The 14,916-nt window shown below is 73.2% G+C and carries 11 protein-coding genes; 8 read left to right on the top strand and 3 right to left on the bottom strand.

Features of this window, described 5'->3' with window-relative positions; all coding sequences use genetic code 11:
• Window positions 1-211 precede the first annotated feature (211 nt).
• Complete coding sequence (locus ACIBBF_RS18160) at window positions 212-1,093, bottom strand: hypothetical protein (RefSeq protein ID WP_397415954.1); 882 nt, start codon at window positions 1,091-1,093, stop codon at window positions 212-214.
• Window positions 1,094-1,216: 123 nt separating this feature from the next.
• Window positions 1,217-1,498 (bottom strand): YciI family protein, encoded by a 282-nt coding sequence (locus ACIBBF_RS18155; protein WP_397415952.1) that lies wholly within the window; start codon window positions 1,496-1,498, stop codon window positions 1,217-1,219.
• An 89-nt stretch (window positions 1,499-1,587) separates the two neighbouring features.
• Here ACIBBF_RS18155 and sthA point away from each other — a divergent pair, with 89 nt between their 5' ends.
• A complete protein-coding gene (sthA, locus tag ACIBBF_RS18150; RefSeq protein ID WP_397415950.1) occupies window positions 1,588-3,006 on the top strand; it encodes a Si-specific NAD(P)(+) transhydrogenase in 1,419 nt (472 codons plus the stop codon).
• 76 nt (window positions 3,007-3,082) lie between these two features.
• Here the strand turns inward: sthA and ACIBBF_RS18145 are convergent, their stop codons facing one another.
• Window positions 3,083-3,319, bottom strand: coding sequence for a hypothetical protein (locus tag ACIBBF_RS18145; protein WP_397415947.1), 237 nt, complete (start codon window positions 3,317-3,319; stop codon window positions 3,083-3,085).
• 209 nt (window positions 3,320-3,528) lie between these two features.
• Between ACIBBF_RS18145 and ACIBBF_RS18140 the strand changes: the two genes are divergently transcribed.
• The 7 genes from ACIBBF_RS18140 to yvcK all read left to right on the top strand — a co-directional run bounded on the left by ACIBBF_RS18140 (window position 3,529) and on the right by yvcK (window position 14,626).
• Window positions 3,529-6,330, top strand: a complete 2,802-nt coding sequence (locus ACIBBF_RS18140; protein ID WP_397415945.1) for a tetratricopeptide repeat protein — start codon at window positions 3,529-3,531, stop codon at window positions 6,328-6,330.
• 81 nt (window positions 6,331-6,411) lie between these two features.
• On the top strand, window positions 6,412-9,357 hold the full coding sequence (gene uvrA, locus ACIBBF_RS18135; protein WP_397415943.1) for an excinuclease ABC subunit UvrA: 2,946 nt from the start codon (window positions 6,412-6,414) through the stop codon (window positions 9,355-9,357).
• 90 nt (window positions 9,358-9,447) lie between these two features.
• A complete protein-coding gene (locus ACIBBF_RS18130) occupies window positions 9,448-9,915 on the top strand; it encodes a hypothetical protein (RefSeq protein WP_397415941.1) in 468 nt (155 codons plus the stop codon).
• A gap of 164 nt (window positions 9,916-10,079) precedes the next feature.
• Complete coding sequence (locus ACIBBF_RS18125) at window positions 10,080-10,565, top strand: OsmC family protein (protein WP_397415938.1); 486 nt, start codon at window positions 10,080-10,082, stop codon at window positions 10,563-10,565.
• Between the two features lie 116 nt (window positions 10,566-10,681).
• The gene (uvrC, locus tag ACIBBF_RS18120; protein ID WP_397415935.1) at window positions 10,682-12,661 is read left to right on the top strand and encodes an excinuclease ABC subunit UvrC; all 1,980 of its coding nucleotides are present in this window, start codon (window positions 10,682-10,684) and stop codon (window positions 12,659-12,661) included.
• Window positions 12,662-12,680: 19 nt separating this feature from the next.
• Window positions 12,681-13,619, top strand: coding sequence for an RNase adapter RapZ (gene rapZ / locus ACIBBF_RS18115; RefSeq protein WP_397415932.1), 939 nt, complete (start codon window positions 12,681-12,683; stop codon window positions 13,617-13,619).
• Entirely contained in the window at window positions 13,616-14,626 is a 1,011-nt protein-coding gene (gene yvcK, locus ACIBBF_RS18110) for a uridine diphosphate-N-acetylglucosamine-binding protein YvcK (RefSeq protein WP_397415930.1), read from the top strand. Before rapZ ends, yvcK begins: the two co-directional genes overlap by 4 nt.
• Window positions 14,627-14,916: the final 290 nt, after the last annotated feature.

Raw genomic sequence — 14,916 nt, 5'->3', positions numbered from 1 at the left:
CGGCACAGCACAGCGAGGTGGGGGGGGTTGGGGGGGGCGCGGGCGCCGCCGGCCGGGCCCCCCGCCCCCCCCGGGGGGGGGCCCCCGGCCCCCCCCCCCCGGGGGGGGGGGGGGGGGGGGCCCCCCCCCCCCCCCCCCCCGCGCGGGGGGGGCCCCCCCCCCCGGGGGGGGCCCCCCCCCCCCCGGCCGTCTGCTGCCGTGCGGTGGGTGGTCAGACGACCGTGTAGTCCACCTGGATCGAGAAGATGTCCTGGCCGCCGGACAGCAGCGTGCCGGTGAACGCCCGGTCGTGCGCGTCGGGCTCGGTGGGTGCCGAGGGCTCGACCTCCACCGTGCACGTCCGGCCGGCCGCCGCGAGGTGGTCGGCCCGCAGCCGGTAGGAACCCGGCTGCCACCGGGCGTCCGGCCCGGCCGCCGCCTCGAGGACGTGGTCGAAGAGTGCGAACGTGGCGTAGCCCGCCACGGACACGGGCAGCGCGGGGTAGCCGGCGAAGTGTCCCTGGCACAGCGACGGGTCCACGGTCATCCGGGCGGTGGCGCTGCGATCGTCGGCGGACACGTCGGTGAGCGGCGCGGGTGCCGCGTACGGCTGTGCGGGCCCGCCCGCGTCGGGTGCCGTGGCCGGGCCCATCAGGCGGCGGAACACGGGTACCGACAGCACCAGGTACTCCATGTCGAGCCGTGCCACCAGGGCGCCGTCGGCGTCGTGCAGCTCGGTCTCGGCGACCGCGCGGTTGCGGCCGGACATCCGGGCGCTGGCGGTGCCGTGCAGGGGACCGCCGCCCCGGCCGGGCGGGGACCCGGTCGGCGGGTACATGCGGCCCACCCCACGGTGCGCGAGGTAGTAGTGCTTCCCGGGTGCCGGGTTCGTGGTGGCCGCGGCGCACAGGCCCAGGATGGCGAGGTGTCGTCCGGCCTCCGCGATGTTGATCACGGGTGCCTGGCGTCCGGTGGGCGACTGGACCGGGACGGTGGCGCCGGCCAGCCCCGGGGCGGGGCTGACCAGGTCACCGAGGGCGTAGTAGGGCGGCGTCACGCAGATGCGCGGGCCGATGTCCGCGTAGGTCGTCGTCGTGCTCAAGACAGAGGTCATGCCTTGCCTCCCCGAACGTATGGAGCAGTGTCCGAACAGGCATCATGTGCATCACGCAACGCGCCACGCCATCGACGAAACCCGATGTTTGCGTAAAAATCTTCACATGGCGAAGTATTGGGACTATCGGGCGAAGCCGCCGATGACCACGTCCCAAGCGCGCACGCTCCGCTCGGCGATCACGCCGCGGGTCGCGAACGGGTCCTCGTCCAGGATGCGCAGGGCCTCGTCGGCCGAGTCCGCCTCGACGACGACCAGGGCCCCGGTGCCGCCGTCGACGGGCCCCGACGCCCGGACGACGCCGTCCGCGTTGAGGGCCCGCAGGAAGTCGCGGTGGCTGGGCCGGACCTCGTCGCGCGTCGCGACGTCGTCGGTGTACGTGTAGCTCACGGCGTAGGTGCTCATGGGCGCCAGCCTGCCATCCGGGCGGGCGGGCCGGTTAATTCTTGATGAAGATGCTCGTCACGGGCACGCACGGGGCCCACACTCGGACCATGGACGCAACCGGGAACCACTTCGACCTCGTCGTGATCGGCTCCGGCCCGGGAGGGCAGAAGGCCGCGATCGCGGCCGCCAAGCTCGGCCGGCGGGTCGCCGTGGTGGAACGGCGCGACCAGGTCGGCGGGGTGAGCCTGCACACCGGCACCATCCCGTCCAAGACGCTGCGCGAGGCCGTGCTCTACCTGACCGGCCTGCAGATGCGCGACGTGTACGGCTCCAGCTACCGGCTCAAGGAGCACATCACCGTGCCGGACCTGCTGGCCCGCCTGCAGCACGTCATCGGGCGGGAGATCGAGGTGGTGCGCAACCAGCTCGCCCGCAACCACGTCGAGACCGTGGTCGGCACCGCCCGGTTCACCGGGCCGCACGACGTCGAGGTGACCGACGCCGAGGGCGACGTCGTCCGGCGGCTGAACGCGGACAAGATCGTCGTCGCGGTCGGTACCCGCCCGGCCCGCCCGGCCCACGTCGCGTTCGACGGCGTCCGCGTGGTCGACTCCGACGGCATCCTGGACCTGGCCGAGGTGCCCCGGACCATGGTGGTGGTCGGGGCCGGCGTGATCGGGATCGAGTACGCGTCGGTGTTCGCCGCGCTCGGCACCCGGGTCACGGTCGTGGAGTCGCGCCCGAGGATCCTCGACTTCTGCGACTCCGAGGTGGTCGAGGCGCTCAAGTTCCAGCTCCGCGACCTGTCGGTGACGTTCCGGCTGGGCGAGACGGTCGAGTCCGTCACCGCGGGGGAGGGTGGCACCATCACCACGCTGGCCTCCGGCAAGCGGATCCCCGCCGACTGCGTGCTGTACTCCGCCGGGCGGCAGGGTGCCACGGATGGCCTCGACCTCGGCGCCGCCGGCCTGGAGGCCGACGCCCGCGGGCGCCTCCAGGTCGACAAGCAGTTCCGGACCGACGTCGAGCACGTGTACGCCGTCGGCGACGTCATCGGGTTCCCGGCCCTGGCGGCGACGTCGCAGGAGCAGGGACGGCTGGCTGCCTACCACGCGTTCGGGGAGCCGGTCTCCTCGGTGCTGGAGCTGCAGCCCATCGGCATCTACACGATCCCCGAGATCTCCTACTGCGGGGACACCGAGGACCAGCTCACGACCGCGGGCGTGCCGTACGAGGTCGGTGTGGCGCGCTACCGGGAGCTCGCCCGCGGGCAGATCGTGGGCGACTCCTACGGCATGCTCAAGCTGCTGGTCTCGACCGAGGACCGCACCGTGCTGGGCGTGCACGTCTTCGGGACCGGGGCCACGGAGATCATCCACATCGGGCAGGCGATCATGACCACCGGGGGCACCGTGGACCACCTCGTCGACACGGTGTTCAACTACCCCACGCTGGCGGAGGCCTACAAGGTCGCCGCGCTGGACGCGACCAACAAGATGCGCGACGTCGCGCGGTTCGGCCTCTGACGACGGCGGCGCCCGGTCCCCCGCAGGGGAGGCCGGGCGCCGCGGCGTGAACGTCAGTGCGAGGGGTGAGCCGGGCTCACTTGTCGCCGGTGACCGCGGGGACCTCGGCGTCGGCGAGCGTGACGAGCGCCTGCGCGTGGACCGCGTGCTGCCACGTGCCGAGGTCGGCGACCGTCTTGATCCTGAGCTCGGCGAGCATCTCGTCGTGCTTCGGCGTGAGACCCAGCAGCGCCGACGGCGGGGCCGCCAGGATCGCGGCGATGCTCTGGTCCTTGTAGGCCTTGTCGACGAGCTTGTTGAGGTTCAGGCTCACGTGCCTGCCTTTCGTCCGTGCGGTCGAGGAGCGACCGGGCTTTCACCCGGCCGGTGGAAGGATGTCGCGATCCAGTCCGATCTGCAACTTTTGCCCGACTTGTCGGTCTCGCCCGGCCGTCCGGCGGCCGCCTTCTTGTTGTTGTGTTCAAAGAATGAACCAGTCCACTCCGTCCTCTTGCAGGGCTGGACGTTCGTCCGGTTGACTTGGTGACCGTGGTGGTCTCGGAGCTGTCGACCCGGTTGGCCGCTGCGGTCCGGGCCGCCCGCACAGCGGCACGCCGCGGCCCGCTCCAGCCTGCGGTCGAGGGCCTCCCGCACGACGCCGCCGCATGGCCCCTGGTGCTGCTCGACCCCGCGCGTGCCGTCGTGCCGTTCGTCGGACGCGAGCGGGAGCTGACCGACCTGCGCTCCTGGGCCGAGGCGGACGTGCCGGTCAGCCTCCGGCTCCTCGTCGCCCCCGCGGGCTCCGGCAAGACGCGGCTCGCCGGCGAGCTCGGCGACCGGCTGGGCGCCTCCGGCTGGACCGTCGTGGCCGTACCGCGCGGGCGGGAGGCCGCGGCCGTGCGCAACCGCCCCCCGGGCGACGTCCTGTTCGTGGTGGACGACGCGGCCACCCGGCTCGGCCTGGCCGCCATGCTCGACGCCCTGGTGCGGCCCGCGCGCGGGCGCACCCGGGTCCTCCTGCTGGCCCGTGTCGCCGGCGAGTGGCTCCGGCGGCTGCGCTGGGGGTCGGTGCTCTGGGAGCACCTCGATCCCGGCGACGCCGCCCAGACCGCGCTCGACCAGCGGCTGGATCCGGGCCTGCCGGACGCCGTCGTGCTGGACGGCGCGGTCGCCGCGTTCGCCGAGCACCTCGGCGTGGCGAACCCCGGTGTCGCCGCCGTCCGGCTGCTGGACCCGGCCGGCGGCGCCCGCGTGGCCGACCTGCACGCCGGTGCGGCGCTCGCCGCGCTCGTCGCGGCCGGCGTCCCCGTGCCGGAGGACGAGCCGAGCCCGCTGCGCGCCCTGCTGGAGGTCGCGGCCGACTCGTGGGCGCGGTCGGCGCGCGAGGCCGGCCTCGACCTCGACCGCGATCAGGTGCAGGACGTCGTCGCCGCGGCCTGCCTGCTCGGGGTCGAGGACGCCGCGGGTGCGCGCGACGTCCTGCGCCGCGTGGTGCCCGGCCTGCCGGGACGGGCGGGGGCGCGCTGGCTGCTCGGGCTGCCGACCAGCGCGGCGGAGCTCGGTCCGAGTCCTGCGGGCCCGGACCGGGTCGGCGACCTGCTCGTCGTGGACCGCCTCGGCCGGTCGGTGGCTCTCGTCGGCTCGTGCACCTGGGGGCTGTCCCGGAGGGTGGCGCTGCGGGTGGTCCGGATCGCGCGGCGCCTGGAGGTCGAGCTGTCCGAGGTGCCCGGCGCCGCGGCGCTGTCCGCCGAGCTCCTGCGCCGGGCCGCGGACTCCTACGGTGACGACCCGCGCGCGCTGCGGACGGCGTTCCTGCTCAAGCCCCGCAGCATCTCGGACGCCTCGGCCGACGACGTGGACCGGGGCGAGCGGGCGGTCGCGGCGGCCAAGGACGCCGTGGGCCGTGCCGAGGCGCTGGTCGACCTCGGCTCGGCGCTGCGGGACGTGGCGCGCCTGACCGAGTCGCTGGAGGTGCTGGGCACGGGGGTCGCGGCCTGGCGCCGTATCGCCGCCGGCGACCCCGACCGGTACCGCACCGCGCTCGTCTCGGCCGTCAACGCGCTGGGCTCGGCGCACTGGCGTGCCGGCCACACCCGGGAGGCGCTGGCCGCCCAGCGAGAGGCGATCGAGCTGTGCCGGGCGGCCCCGGAAAGGGACAGGTCCTGGTGCGAGGCCGAGCTGGCGCGCGTCCTGCTCAGCCTGAACGTGCTGCTGAGCGACACGGGCACGCCGCAGGAGGAGGAGGAGACCTTCGCCGAGCTGCTCCCGATCCTGCGCAACCTGGTCGCGCGCGACCCGCGGCAGTGGGCGACGTTCCTGACCACCGCGCTGTCGAACCGGGCCGTGACCCTCACCGAGAGCCGTCCGGAGGAGGCCGTCCCGTTCGCGCTGGAGGCCGTCGAGCTCAGCCGGCGGATGGTGCTCCTGGCTCCGGAGCGGCACCGGTTCGAGCTCGGCTTCGCCCTGACCAACCTGGCCAACGCCTACGCCGCCCTCGGCCGGGACCGGGAGGCCATCGAGCCGCTCGGCGAGGCGGTCGCGCTGCGCCGCGAGCTGGTCCGCGAGAACGCGGCGGCGCACACGTGGACGCTCGCCTACAGCCTGGCGTCGCTCGGGGCGGTGCTGTCCCGGCTGGGCGAGCTCGACGAGGCCGTCTCCCTGGAGCGGGAGGCCGTGCTGCTGCGCCGCCGGCTCGCCCGCGAGCATCCGGCACGGTACCGCCGGATGCTCGCGGCCTCGCTGTCCAACCTCGCCGTGACGCACTCGCGGGCGGGCGAGCCGGAGGAGGCCCTGCCGCTCGAGCGGGAGGCGGTCGCGATCCGGCGGGCGCTCGCCGAGGAGGGCCAGCCGGGCGAGGAGTACCTCGCCAGCTCGCTGTCCAACCTGGGCGTGCTGTACTCGGAGCTGGGCCGGGCGGCCGACGCCGTGGCCCCCACCGAGGAGGCCGTCGACCGGCTCCGGCGGCTCGCGCGCCGGGACCCCGACCGCTTCGAGCCGGACCTCGCCGACGCGCTGCTCAACCTCGGCGCGGCGCTGATGGACGCGCGCCGTCCCCGTGAGGGAGTCGAGCCGACCGCCGAGGCGGTGCGGGTGCGCCGGGACCTCGCCCGGCGCAGCCCCGAGAGGCACCTGCCGGCGCTCGCGGCGGCCCTGTCGAACCTGGTCTCGGTGCACCTGGACCTGGAGGAGTGGGACGCCGCGGCCGAGCACGCGCAGGAGGTCGTGGACGTGCGGCGCCGGCTCGTCGACGGCTCCTACGCCCACGAGCAGGACCTGCTGCGGGCCCTTGACCTGCAGTCCCGCGTGCGGCGGTCACGCGTCGCGGGCGGTCCGGCGGTCCGTTGAGCCGGGCGGGTGTGACACGTCTGTCAGTGTGATCCATAGAACAGGCGTGCGAATGTCGGTGAGCCGCCCTAGGATGCCTCTGTGAGCAATCGTCTCGTCGTCTCGGGTGCCCGAGAGCACAACCTCAAGAACGTGGATCTGGACCTGCCCAGGGACCGGCTCGTGGTGTTCACGGGGCTGTCGGGTTCGGGCAAGTCCTCGCTCGCGTTCGACACGATCTTCGCCGAGGGTCAGCGCCGGTACGTCGAGTCCCTGTCCGCGTACGCCCGCCAGTTCCTGGGCCAGATGGACAAGCCTGACGTCGACTTCATCGAGGGCCTGTCGCCCGCGGTGTCGATCGACCAGAAGTCCACCAACCGCAACCCACGGTCCACGGTCGGCACCATCACGGAGGTCTACGACTACCTGCGCCTGCTGTTCGCGCGCGCGGGCACCCAGCACTGCCCGGTGTGCGGCGAGAAGGTGCAGTCGCAGACGCCGCAGCAGATCGTCGACCAGATCCTGGAGCTGCCGGAGGGCACCCGCTACCAGGTGCTGGCGCCCGTGGTGCGGGGCCGCAAGGGGGAGTACGCGGACCTGTTCAAGGAACTGCAGGCCAAGGGCTTCTCCCGGGCGCGGGTCGACGGCGAGGTCGTGCAGCTGACCGACCCGCCCACGCTCGAGAAGAAGCTGAAGCACGACATCGAGGTGGTCGTGGACCGGCTCGTGTCGCGCGACGGCGTGCAGCGCCGGCTCACGGACTCCGTCGAGACGGCGCTGGCGCTGGCGAACGGGCTCGTGATGATCGAGCTGGTGGACGCCGACATCGACGACCTGGGCCGCACGCGCAAGTTCTCGGAGAAGCGCGCCTGCCCCAACGAGCACCCGCTGGCGCTCGACGAGATCGAGCCGCGCACCTTCTCGTTCAACGCGCCCTACGGCGCGTGCCCGGAGTGCACGGGCATCGGGTTCCGCCTGGAGGTGGACCCGGACCTGCTCGTGCCCGACGACGAGAAGACGCTGCGCGAGGGCGCCGTCGCCCCGTGGGCGCAGACGTCCTCGGAGTACTTCGAGCGCGTGCTGTCGGCCCTGGCCGACGAGATGAAGTTCTCGATGGACGTGCCGTGGCGGGCCCTGCCCGAGCGGGCGAAGGACGCGATCCTGCACGGCCGGGACCACAAGGTGCACGTGCGGTACAAGAACCGGTGGGGCCGCGAGCGGCAGTACTCGACCGGGTTCGAGGGCGCCGTGACGTTCCTGGAGCGCCGGCACCGGGAGACGGACTCGGACTGGTCCAAGGAGAAGTACGAGGCCTACATGCGTGAGGTCCCGTGCCCCACGTGCGGCGGCGCACGGCTCAAGCCGGAGGTGCTCGCGGTCAAGGTGGACGGGCTGTCCATCGCCGACGTCTCGCGGCTCCCGGTCGGCGAGGCCGCGGAGTTCCTCAAGGGCATCGAGCTCGGCGTGCGCGAGGCGCAGATCGCCACCGAGGTGCTCAAGGAGATCCACGCGCGCCTGGGCTTCCTGCTCGACGTCGGCCTGCACTACCTGACGCTGGAGCGGCCCGCGGGCACGCTGTCCGGCGGCGAGGCGCAGCGCATCCGGCTCGCGACCCAGATCGGGTCCGGCCTGGTGGGCGTGCTGTACGTGCTGGACGAGCCGTCGATCGGCCTGCACCAGCGCGACAACCGCCGGCTCATCGACACCCTCACCCGGCTGCGGGACCTGGGCAACACGCTGATCGTCGTCGAGCACGACGAGGACACGATCCGTGCGGCCGACTGGATCGTCGACATCGGGCCGGGCGCGGGCGAGCACGGCGGCCACGTCATCCACTCGGGCGACTACGCGGGCCTGCTGGAGCAGAAGGACTCCCTGACGGGGGCGTACCTGTCGGGCCGTCGCTCCATCCCGGTGCCCGCCGTCCGCCGGCCGACCGACCTGGAGCGGCAGGTCACGGTGGTGGGCGCGCGGGAGAACAACCTGCGTGACGTCGACGTGTCGTTCCCGCTCGGTGTGCTGACCGTCGTGTCGGGCGTCTCCGGCTCGGGCAAGTCGACGCTCGTGAACTCCATCCTGTTCACCGTCATGGCCAACCAGCTCAACGGCGCACGGCGGGTGGCGGGGCGGCACCGGCGGGTGACCGGCCTGGAGCACCTCGACAAGGTGGTGCACGTGGACCAGGGGCCCATCGGCCGCACCCCGCGGTCGAACCCCGCCACGTACACGGGCGTCTGGGACAGGATCCGCAAGATCTTCGCGGAGACCGAGGAGGCGAAGGTCCGCGGCTACGGGCCGGGGCGGTTCTCGTTCAACGTCAAGGGCGGCCGCTGCGAGGCCTGCGCCGGTGACGGCACGATCAAGATCGAGATGAACTTCCTGCCGGACGTCTACGTGCCGTGCGAGGTCTGCCACGGCGCGCGGTACAACCGCGAGACCCTCGAGGTGCACTTCAAGGGCAAGACGGTGGCCGACGTGCTCGACATGCCGATCGAGGAGGCCGCCGAGTTCTTCAAGGCGTTCCCGGCGATCTCGCGGCACCTGTCCACGCTGGTCGACGTCGGCCTGGGCTACGTGCGGCTGGGGCAGCCCGCGCCCACGCTGTCCGGCGGTGAGGCGCAGCGCGTGAAGCTCGCCGCGGAGCTGCAGAAGCGGTCGTCGGGGCGTTCGGCGTACGTGCTGGACGAGCCGACCACGGGCCTGCACTTCGAGGACGTGCGCCGTCTGCTCGGGGTGCTGCAGTCCCTGGCCGACAAGGGCAACACCGTGATCGTGATCGAGCACAACCTCGACGTCATCAAGAGCGCCGACTGGGTGATCGACATGGGCCCGGAGGGCGGCAGCGGTGGTGGCACCGTGGTCGCGCAGGGCACGCCCGAGGCCGTGGCCGCCGTGCCGGAGAGCCACACCGGCACGTACCTCGCGGAGATCCTGGACGCCGAGGCGGTCGCGGCGGCCGCGGCGGCCCCGCGAGCGACGAACGGCACGGCAAAGCGCAAGCCGGCGACCCGGAAGCCGGCCAAGGCGAAGGCGGCGGCGAGCGCGTGACGCCCGCCCGTCGAGGCGTGCCGCGCGCGCCTCGGCGGGCTTGCAGGTTCCTGCAAGCCGTCCGTGCGTGCGTGGTGTTCACTACGGGTCATGCGAAAGAACGGACAGATCAAGCGCGCCCTCACGGCGGTCTTCGGCGTCGCGCTGGGGGCCACCATGCTCACCGCCCCGCCGGCGGCGGCCGCCGAGCAGATCGCGCACACCTGCGTGGGCGAGCAGGTCATCCGCTGCGCCAACGTGGAGATGTCGTCCCCCGGGGTGTTCAACGCCCACGCGCGGGTGACCGACACCGCCGGCGGCGGTGACTACGAGGTCCGGGTCCGCGAGATGTACCTCCAGATCCTGCGTGACGGGATCTGGTGGACCGTCTCGGAGGCCTACCCGGCCGAGACGTGGGAGCCCGTCCAGGACGTCCACCGCACGCCGTCGTGGTCGTGCGGGTCCTCCCCGCAGAGGCGTATGCGGGCGGTCGTGACCATGGAGTGGCAGGACCAGGACTACGTCATCGGCAGAGGCACGATCTCCTCGGGGAGCGTCACGGTCTGCCCGCGTACCTGACGGCACTGCCGGGAACGGCGTGCACGCCACGTGACCGAGCCGCCCCCTGGATCCAGGCGATCCAGGGGGCGCCTCCGTTGGCGGATCGCTGCCCGGATCCGCCACGGGTGCGGCGAGAGCCTCAGGCGTGGCCTCCGGGGCGGGCGCCCCCTAGGGTGGTCCCCATGAGCGGAGCCACGCACGACTACGCCGTGACGGTGCGGTGGACCGGCGCAGGGGAGGCGGGTACGTCGTCGTACACCTCCTACTCCCGGGACCACGAGATCGACCTGCCGCACAAGCCGCCCCTGCCCGGGTCGGCCGACCCGGCGTTCCGGGGCGACCCGGCCCGCAACAGCCCGGAGGAGCTGTTCGTCGCGAGCCTGAGCCAGTGCCACATGCTGTGGTTCCTGCACCTGGCGGCGGAGTCCGGGCTCGTCGTGCGCGAGTACACGGACGCCGCCACGGGCACCATGCGGGTCGAGTCGCGGGGCGAGGGCGCGTTCACGGACGTCACGCTGCACCCGAGGGTCGCGGTCGACGCCGGTGAGCTCGCCACGGACGAGCACCTGGCCGCCCTGCACCACAAGGCCCACGCGATGTGCTTCATCGCCCGGTCGGTGAACTTCCCGGTCCGCGTGGAGCCCACGCCGCTGCACGTCGTCGCCTGACCGGGCGTGGCCGCGACGGGGCGGCCGCGCCACCCGCCCGAGGCCGGCCGTCCGTCCGGGGACGACACCGCGCCCGGGGGCGCCGTCGTGTCAGTGGCAGCGCATAGGTTGGTGCCATGGCGGATCCAGCAACCTACAGGCCCAAGGCGGGAGAGGTCCCGACGTCGCCCGGTGTCTACCGGTTCCGCGACGAGCACGGCCGCGTCATCTACGTGGGCAAGGCGAAGAACCTGCGCCAGCGCCTGGCGAACTACTTCCAGGACGTGGCGCACCTGCACGAGCGCACGCAGCGGATGGTGACCACCGCGGCGTCGGTCGAGTGGACGGTCGTGGGCACCGAGGTCGAGGCGCTCGCGCTGGAGTTCACCTGGATCCAGCAGTACGACCCGCGGTTCAACGTGAAGTACCGCGACGACAAGTCCTACCCGTACCTCGCCGTGACCCTGGGCGAGGAGGTCCCGCGGGCCCAGGTCATGCGCGGCGCCAAGCGCAAGGGCACCCGCTACTTCGGCCCCTACGGACACGCCTGGGCCATCCGCGAGACCCTGGACCTGCTGCTGCGGGTGTTCCCGATCCGCACCTGCTCGGCCGGCGTCTACAAGCGGGCGGGCCAGTCGGGCCGGCCGTGCCTGCTCGGGTACATCGACAAGTGCTCGGCACCCTGCGTGGGGCGGATCAGCGTCGAGGACCACCGCGCGCTCGTGCTGGACTTCTGCGACTTCATGGCGGGCGACACGGCCAAGTTCGAGCGCCGGCTGACCAAGCGCATGCAGGAGGCCGCGGCCGAGATGGAGTACGAGCAGGCCGCCCGCCTGCGTGACGACATCGAGGCCCTGCGCCGCGCCACGGAGAAGAACGCGGTGGTGCTCGGCGACGCCACCGACGCCGACGTGTTCGCGCTGGTGGGCGACGAGCTGGAGGCCGCGGTCCAGGTGTTCCACGTGCGCGGCGGGCGCATCCGCGGCCAGCGCGGCTGGGTGGTCGAGAAGGTCGAGGACATCAGCGACGGCGAGCTCGTGGAGCACCTGCTGCAGCAGGTGTACGGCTCGGCGGAGGAGGCGAGCGGCGCGGAGGCCCGCGACGCGGTGCCCCGCGAGGTCCTCGTCCCCGTGCTGCCCCCCGACCTGGACCAGGTGGGTGCCTGGCTCAGCGGCCTGCGCGGCGCCCGCGTGGACGTCCGGGTGCCCCAGCGCGGCGACAAGCGGGAGCTGGCCGAGACGGTCCGCAAGAACGCGGAGCACGCGCTGATGCTCCACCGCACCCGCCGTGCGGGCGACCTGACCACCCGCAGCCAGGCGCTGCGCGAGATCCAGGAGGCGCTGGACCTCGAGTCGGCGCCCCTGCGCATCGAGTGCTACGACATCTCGCACACCCAGGGCACCTACCAGTCCGCCTCGATGGTCGTCTTCGAGGACGGCCTGCCGCGCAAGAGCGAGTACCGCTCGTTCAGCATCCGCGGCTCGGACGGCGACGGCGCACGCGACGACACGCAGGCCATGCACGAGGTGATCACCCGCCGGTTCCGTCGCTACCTCGCCGACCGCCTCAAGGCGAACGACGTCGAGATCTCCGCGGGTGACCTGCCCGCCGGGGAGGACCCGGCGGGCGCGCTGCCCGGTGGTGAGGTGGCGCCCGACGCACCCCAGGAGAAGGCGCGGTTCGCCTACCCGCCCAGCCTCGTGGTGGTCGACGGCGGCCCGCCCCAGGTCGCCGCCGCGAAGCAGGCGATGGAGGAGCTCGGCATCACCGACGTCGCGCTGTGCGGCCTGGCCAAGCGGCTGGAGGAGGTGTGGGTGCCGGGGGAGGAGTACCCCGTCATCCTCCAGCGGTCCAGCGAGGGCCTGTACCTGCTGCAGCGCGTCCGCGACGAGGCGCACCGGTTCGCGATCACCCAGCACCGCCGTCGGCGCAGCAAGGGCATGACCGCCTCGGTGCTCGACGACGTCCCGGGCCTCGGGCCGGCCCGCAAGAAGGTGCTGCTGTCCCACTTCGGCTCCCTCAAGCGGCTGCGGGCCGCGAGCGTCGAGGAGATCGCCAGCGTGCGGGGCATGGGGGCCACCACGGCCGCGGCCGTCGTGGCCGCCCTGAAGGCCTGACGCGGGCATGCTTGGAGCCATGAGCAACACCGAGCCGTCGCCCACCACGGCACCCGAGGGGATCGCCGCCGTCGAGGCCGCCACGCACAGCCCCGAGCGCAGCGACCCGCAGGTGCTCGTGATCACCGGGATGTCCGGCGCGGGCCGGTCCCGGGCCGCGGCCGTGCTGGAGGACCTCGACTGGTACGTGGTCGACAACCTGCCGCCCATGATGCTCGTGCCCCTGGTCGACCTCATGGCCAAGGGGTCCAGCATCGAGCGGGTGGCCGTGGTCGTGGACGTGCGCGGCCGGGAGTTCTTCTCCGAGCTGGACAAGGTGCTCGTGCACATGACGGAGGCCGGCGTCGCGTACCGGATCCTCTTCCTCGACGCGAGCGACGAGGTGCTCGTACGGCGGTTCGAGCAGGTGCGCCGCCCGCACCCGCTCCAGGGTGGCGGCCGCATCCTGGACGGCATCGCCGAGGAGCGGTCCGTCGTGGCGACCCTGGCCGAGCGCGCCGACCTGCGTATCGACACCTCCGACCTGTCCGTGCACGACCTCGCGCGGGAGATCCGCGCCTGGCTCGCCCACGACGCGGTCGAGCAGCTGCGCATCAACGTCATCTCGTTCGGGTTCAAGTACGGCATCCCTCTGGACGCGGACCACGTGGTGGACGTACGGTTCCTGGCCAACCCCTACTGGATCACCGAGCTGCGCCACCTGACCGGGCGTGACCAGCCAGTACGCGACTACGTGCTCGCCCGGCCGGGGGCCGTCGAGTTCATCGACCGGTACGTCGACGCCCTGGCGCCGGTGCTCGCCGGCTATCTCAACGAGGAGAAGCGCTACGTGACCATCGCCGTCGGGTGCACGGGCGGGAAGCACCGGTCCGTCGCCATCTCCGAGGCCATCGCCGAGCGGCTGCGTGCCCGCGGGCAGCTCGTCTCCGTCTCGGCACGCGACCTGGGCCGCGAATGATCCCGCACGCGCCGGGAGCGCCCGACGTGCCCGCCCCGGAGTGGAGCAAGAACCCGTCGGTGGTCGCCCTCGGCGGCGGGCACGGCCTGTCCGCCAGCCTGTCTGCGCTGCGGCTCATGTCGGACCGCCTCACGGCGGTCGTGACGGTGGCCGACGACGGCGGGTCGTCCGGCCGGCTGCGCGACGAGCTGGACGTGCTGCCCCCGGGCGACCTGCGGATGGCGCTCGCAGCACTGTGCGACGACTCCGAGTGGGGTCGCACCTGGAGCGCGATGCTGCAGCACCGCTTCTCGTCGTCGGGCGAGCTGGACAACCACGCGATGGGCAACCTGCTGATCGTGGCGCTGTGGGAGCTGCTCGGTGACCCGGTGGAGGGCCTCGACTGGGTCGGCCGCCTGCTGGGTGCGCGGGGGAGGGTGCTGCCGATGGCGTCGGTGCCGCTCGTGGTCGAGGCGGACGTCCGGCACGCCGCCGAGCCCGGGGAGCCGGAGCGTCCGCTGGAGACGGTCGTCGGGCAGAGCCGGGTCGCCGTGACCGAGGGGCGCATCGAGCAGCTCCGGCTCCTGCCCGCCGACCCGCCCGCCTCCCCGGAGGCCGTGCAGGCCGTGCTCGACGCCGACTGGGTGGTCCTGGGGCCGGGCTCCTGGTACTCGTCGGTGCTGGTGCACCTGCTGGTCCCGGCGCTCGCCGACGCCCTGCACGCCACGAAGGCGCGCCGCTGCGTGACGCTCAACCTGTCCGCGGAGAACGGTGAGACCGAGGGCCTGACCGCCGTGGACCACCTGGAGGCGCTGCACAAGCATGCGCCCGGCCTGCGGATCGACGCGGTGCTGGCCGACCCGTCCGCCGTCGAGGACGTGGCGGCCCTGGAGGCCGCCGCCGCGTCCATGGGTGCCCGCGTGATCATGCGGCAGGTGCGCCGCGGCGACGACACGGCCCGGCACGACGGGCTGCGCCTGGCCGCTGCCTACCGGGACGTGTTCGAGGGCGTCTACGGCGACGTCTGACCTGCGCACGACGACATTCGCCACCGGGATGTCCGCGATGCGAGACCGCTCCTGGACACCGTTGACATGCCCGGAGGGCGGCCGTAACTTCCCGCGCACCGAAACCCGATCAGTCTGATCGGATTTCCGGACCGGAGGGAGACCGGCATGGCACGAGCGATGAACGGCACGGTGCGGACCACGCACGCCCGCTCCCTGTGTCGCGTCCCGCGGTGGTGTCCAGCCGGTCGCTGACCGCACCCGCCTGACCTCCGGCCCTGCGCTGCTGCTCCTGCCTCGCCCGGGCCCGC

It is taken from the genome of Promicromonospora sp. NPDC050880 (genome assembly GCF_044456525.1).
Lineage (GTDB): Bacteria > Actinomycetota > Actinomycetes > Actinomycetales > Cellulomonadaceae > Promicromonospora.
This window is presented reverse-complemented; position numbering and strand designations above follow the sequence as displayed.

What these genes read in the sequence shown, in the direction of transcription:
- ACIBBF_RS18160 (WP_397415954.1), bottom strand. Translation starts at nt 1,093, where the DNA reads ATGACCTCTGTCTTGAGCACGACGACGACCTACGCGGACATCGGCCCG.
- ACIBBF_RS18155 (WP_397415952.1), bottom strand. Translation starts at nt 1,498, where the DNA reads ATGAGCACCTACGCCGTGAGCTACACGTACACCGACGACGTCGCGACG.
- sthA (WP_397415950.1), top strand. Translation starts at nt 1,588, where the DNA reads ATGGACGCAACCGGGAACCACTTCGACCTCGTCGTGATCGGCTCCGGC.
- ACIBBF_RS18130 (WP_397415941.1), top strand. Translation starts at nt 9,448, where the DNA reads ATGCGAAAGAACGGACAGATCAAGCGCGCCCTCACGGCGGTCTTCGGC.
- ACIBBF_RS18125 (WP_397415938.1), top strand. Translation starts at nt 10,080, where the DNA reads ATGAGCGGAGCCACGCACGACTACGCCGTGACGGTGCGGTGGACCGGC.
- uvrC (WP_397415935.1), top strand. Translation starts at nt 10,682, where the DNA reads ATGGCGGATCCAGCAACCTACAGGCCCAAGGCGGGAGAGGTCCCGACG.
- rapZ (WP_397415932.1), top strand. Translation starts at nt 12,681, where the DNA reads ATGAGCAACACCGAGCCGTCGCCCACCACGGCACCCGAGGGGATCGCC.
- yvcK (WP_397415930.1), top strand. Translation starts at nt 13,616, where the DNA reads ATGATCCCGCACGCGCCGGGAGCGCCCGACGTGCCCGCCCCGGAGTGG.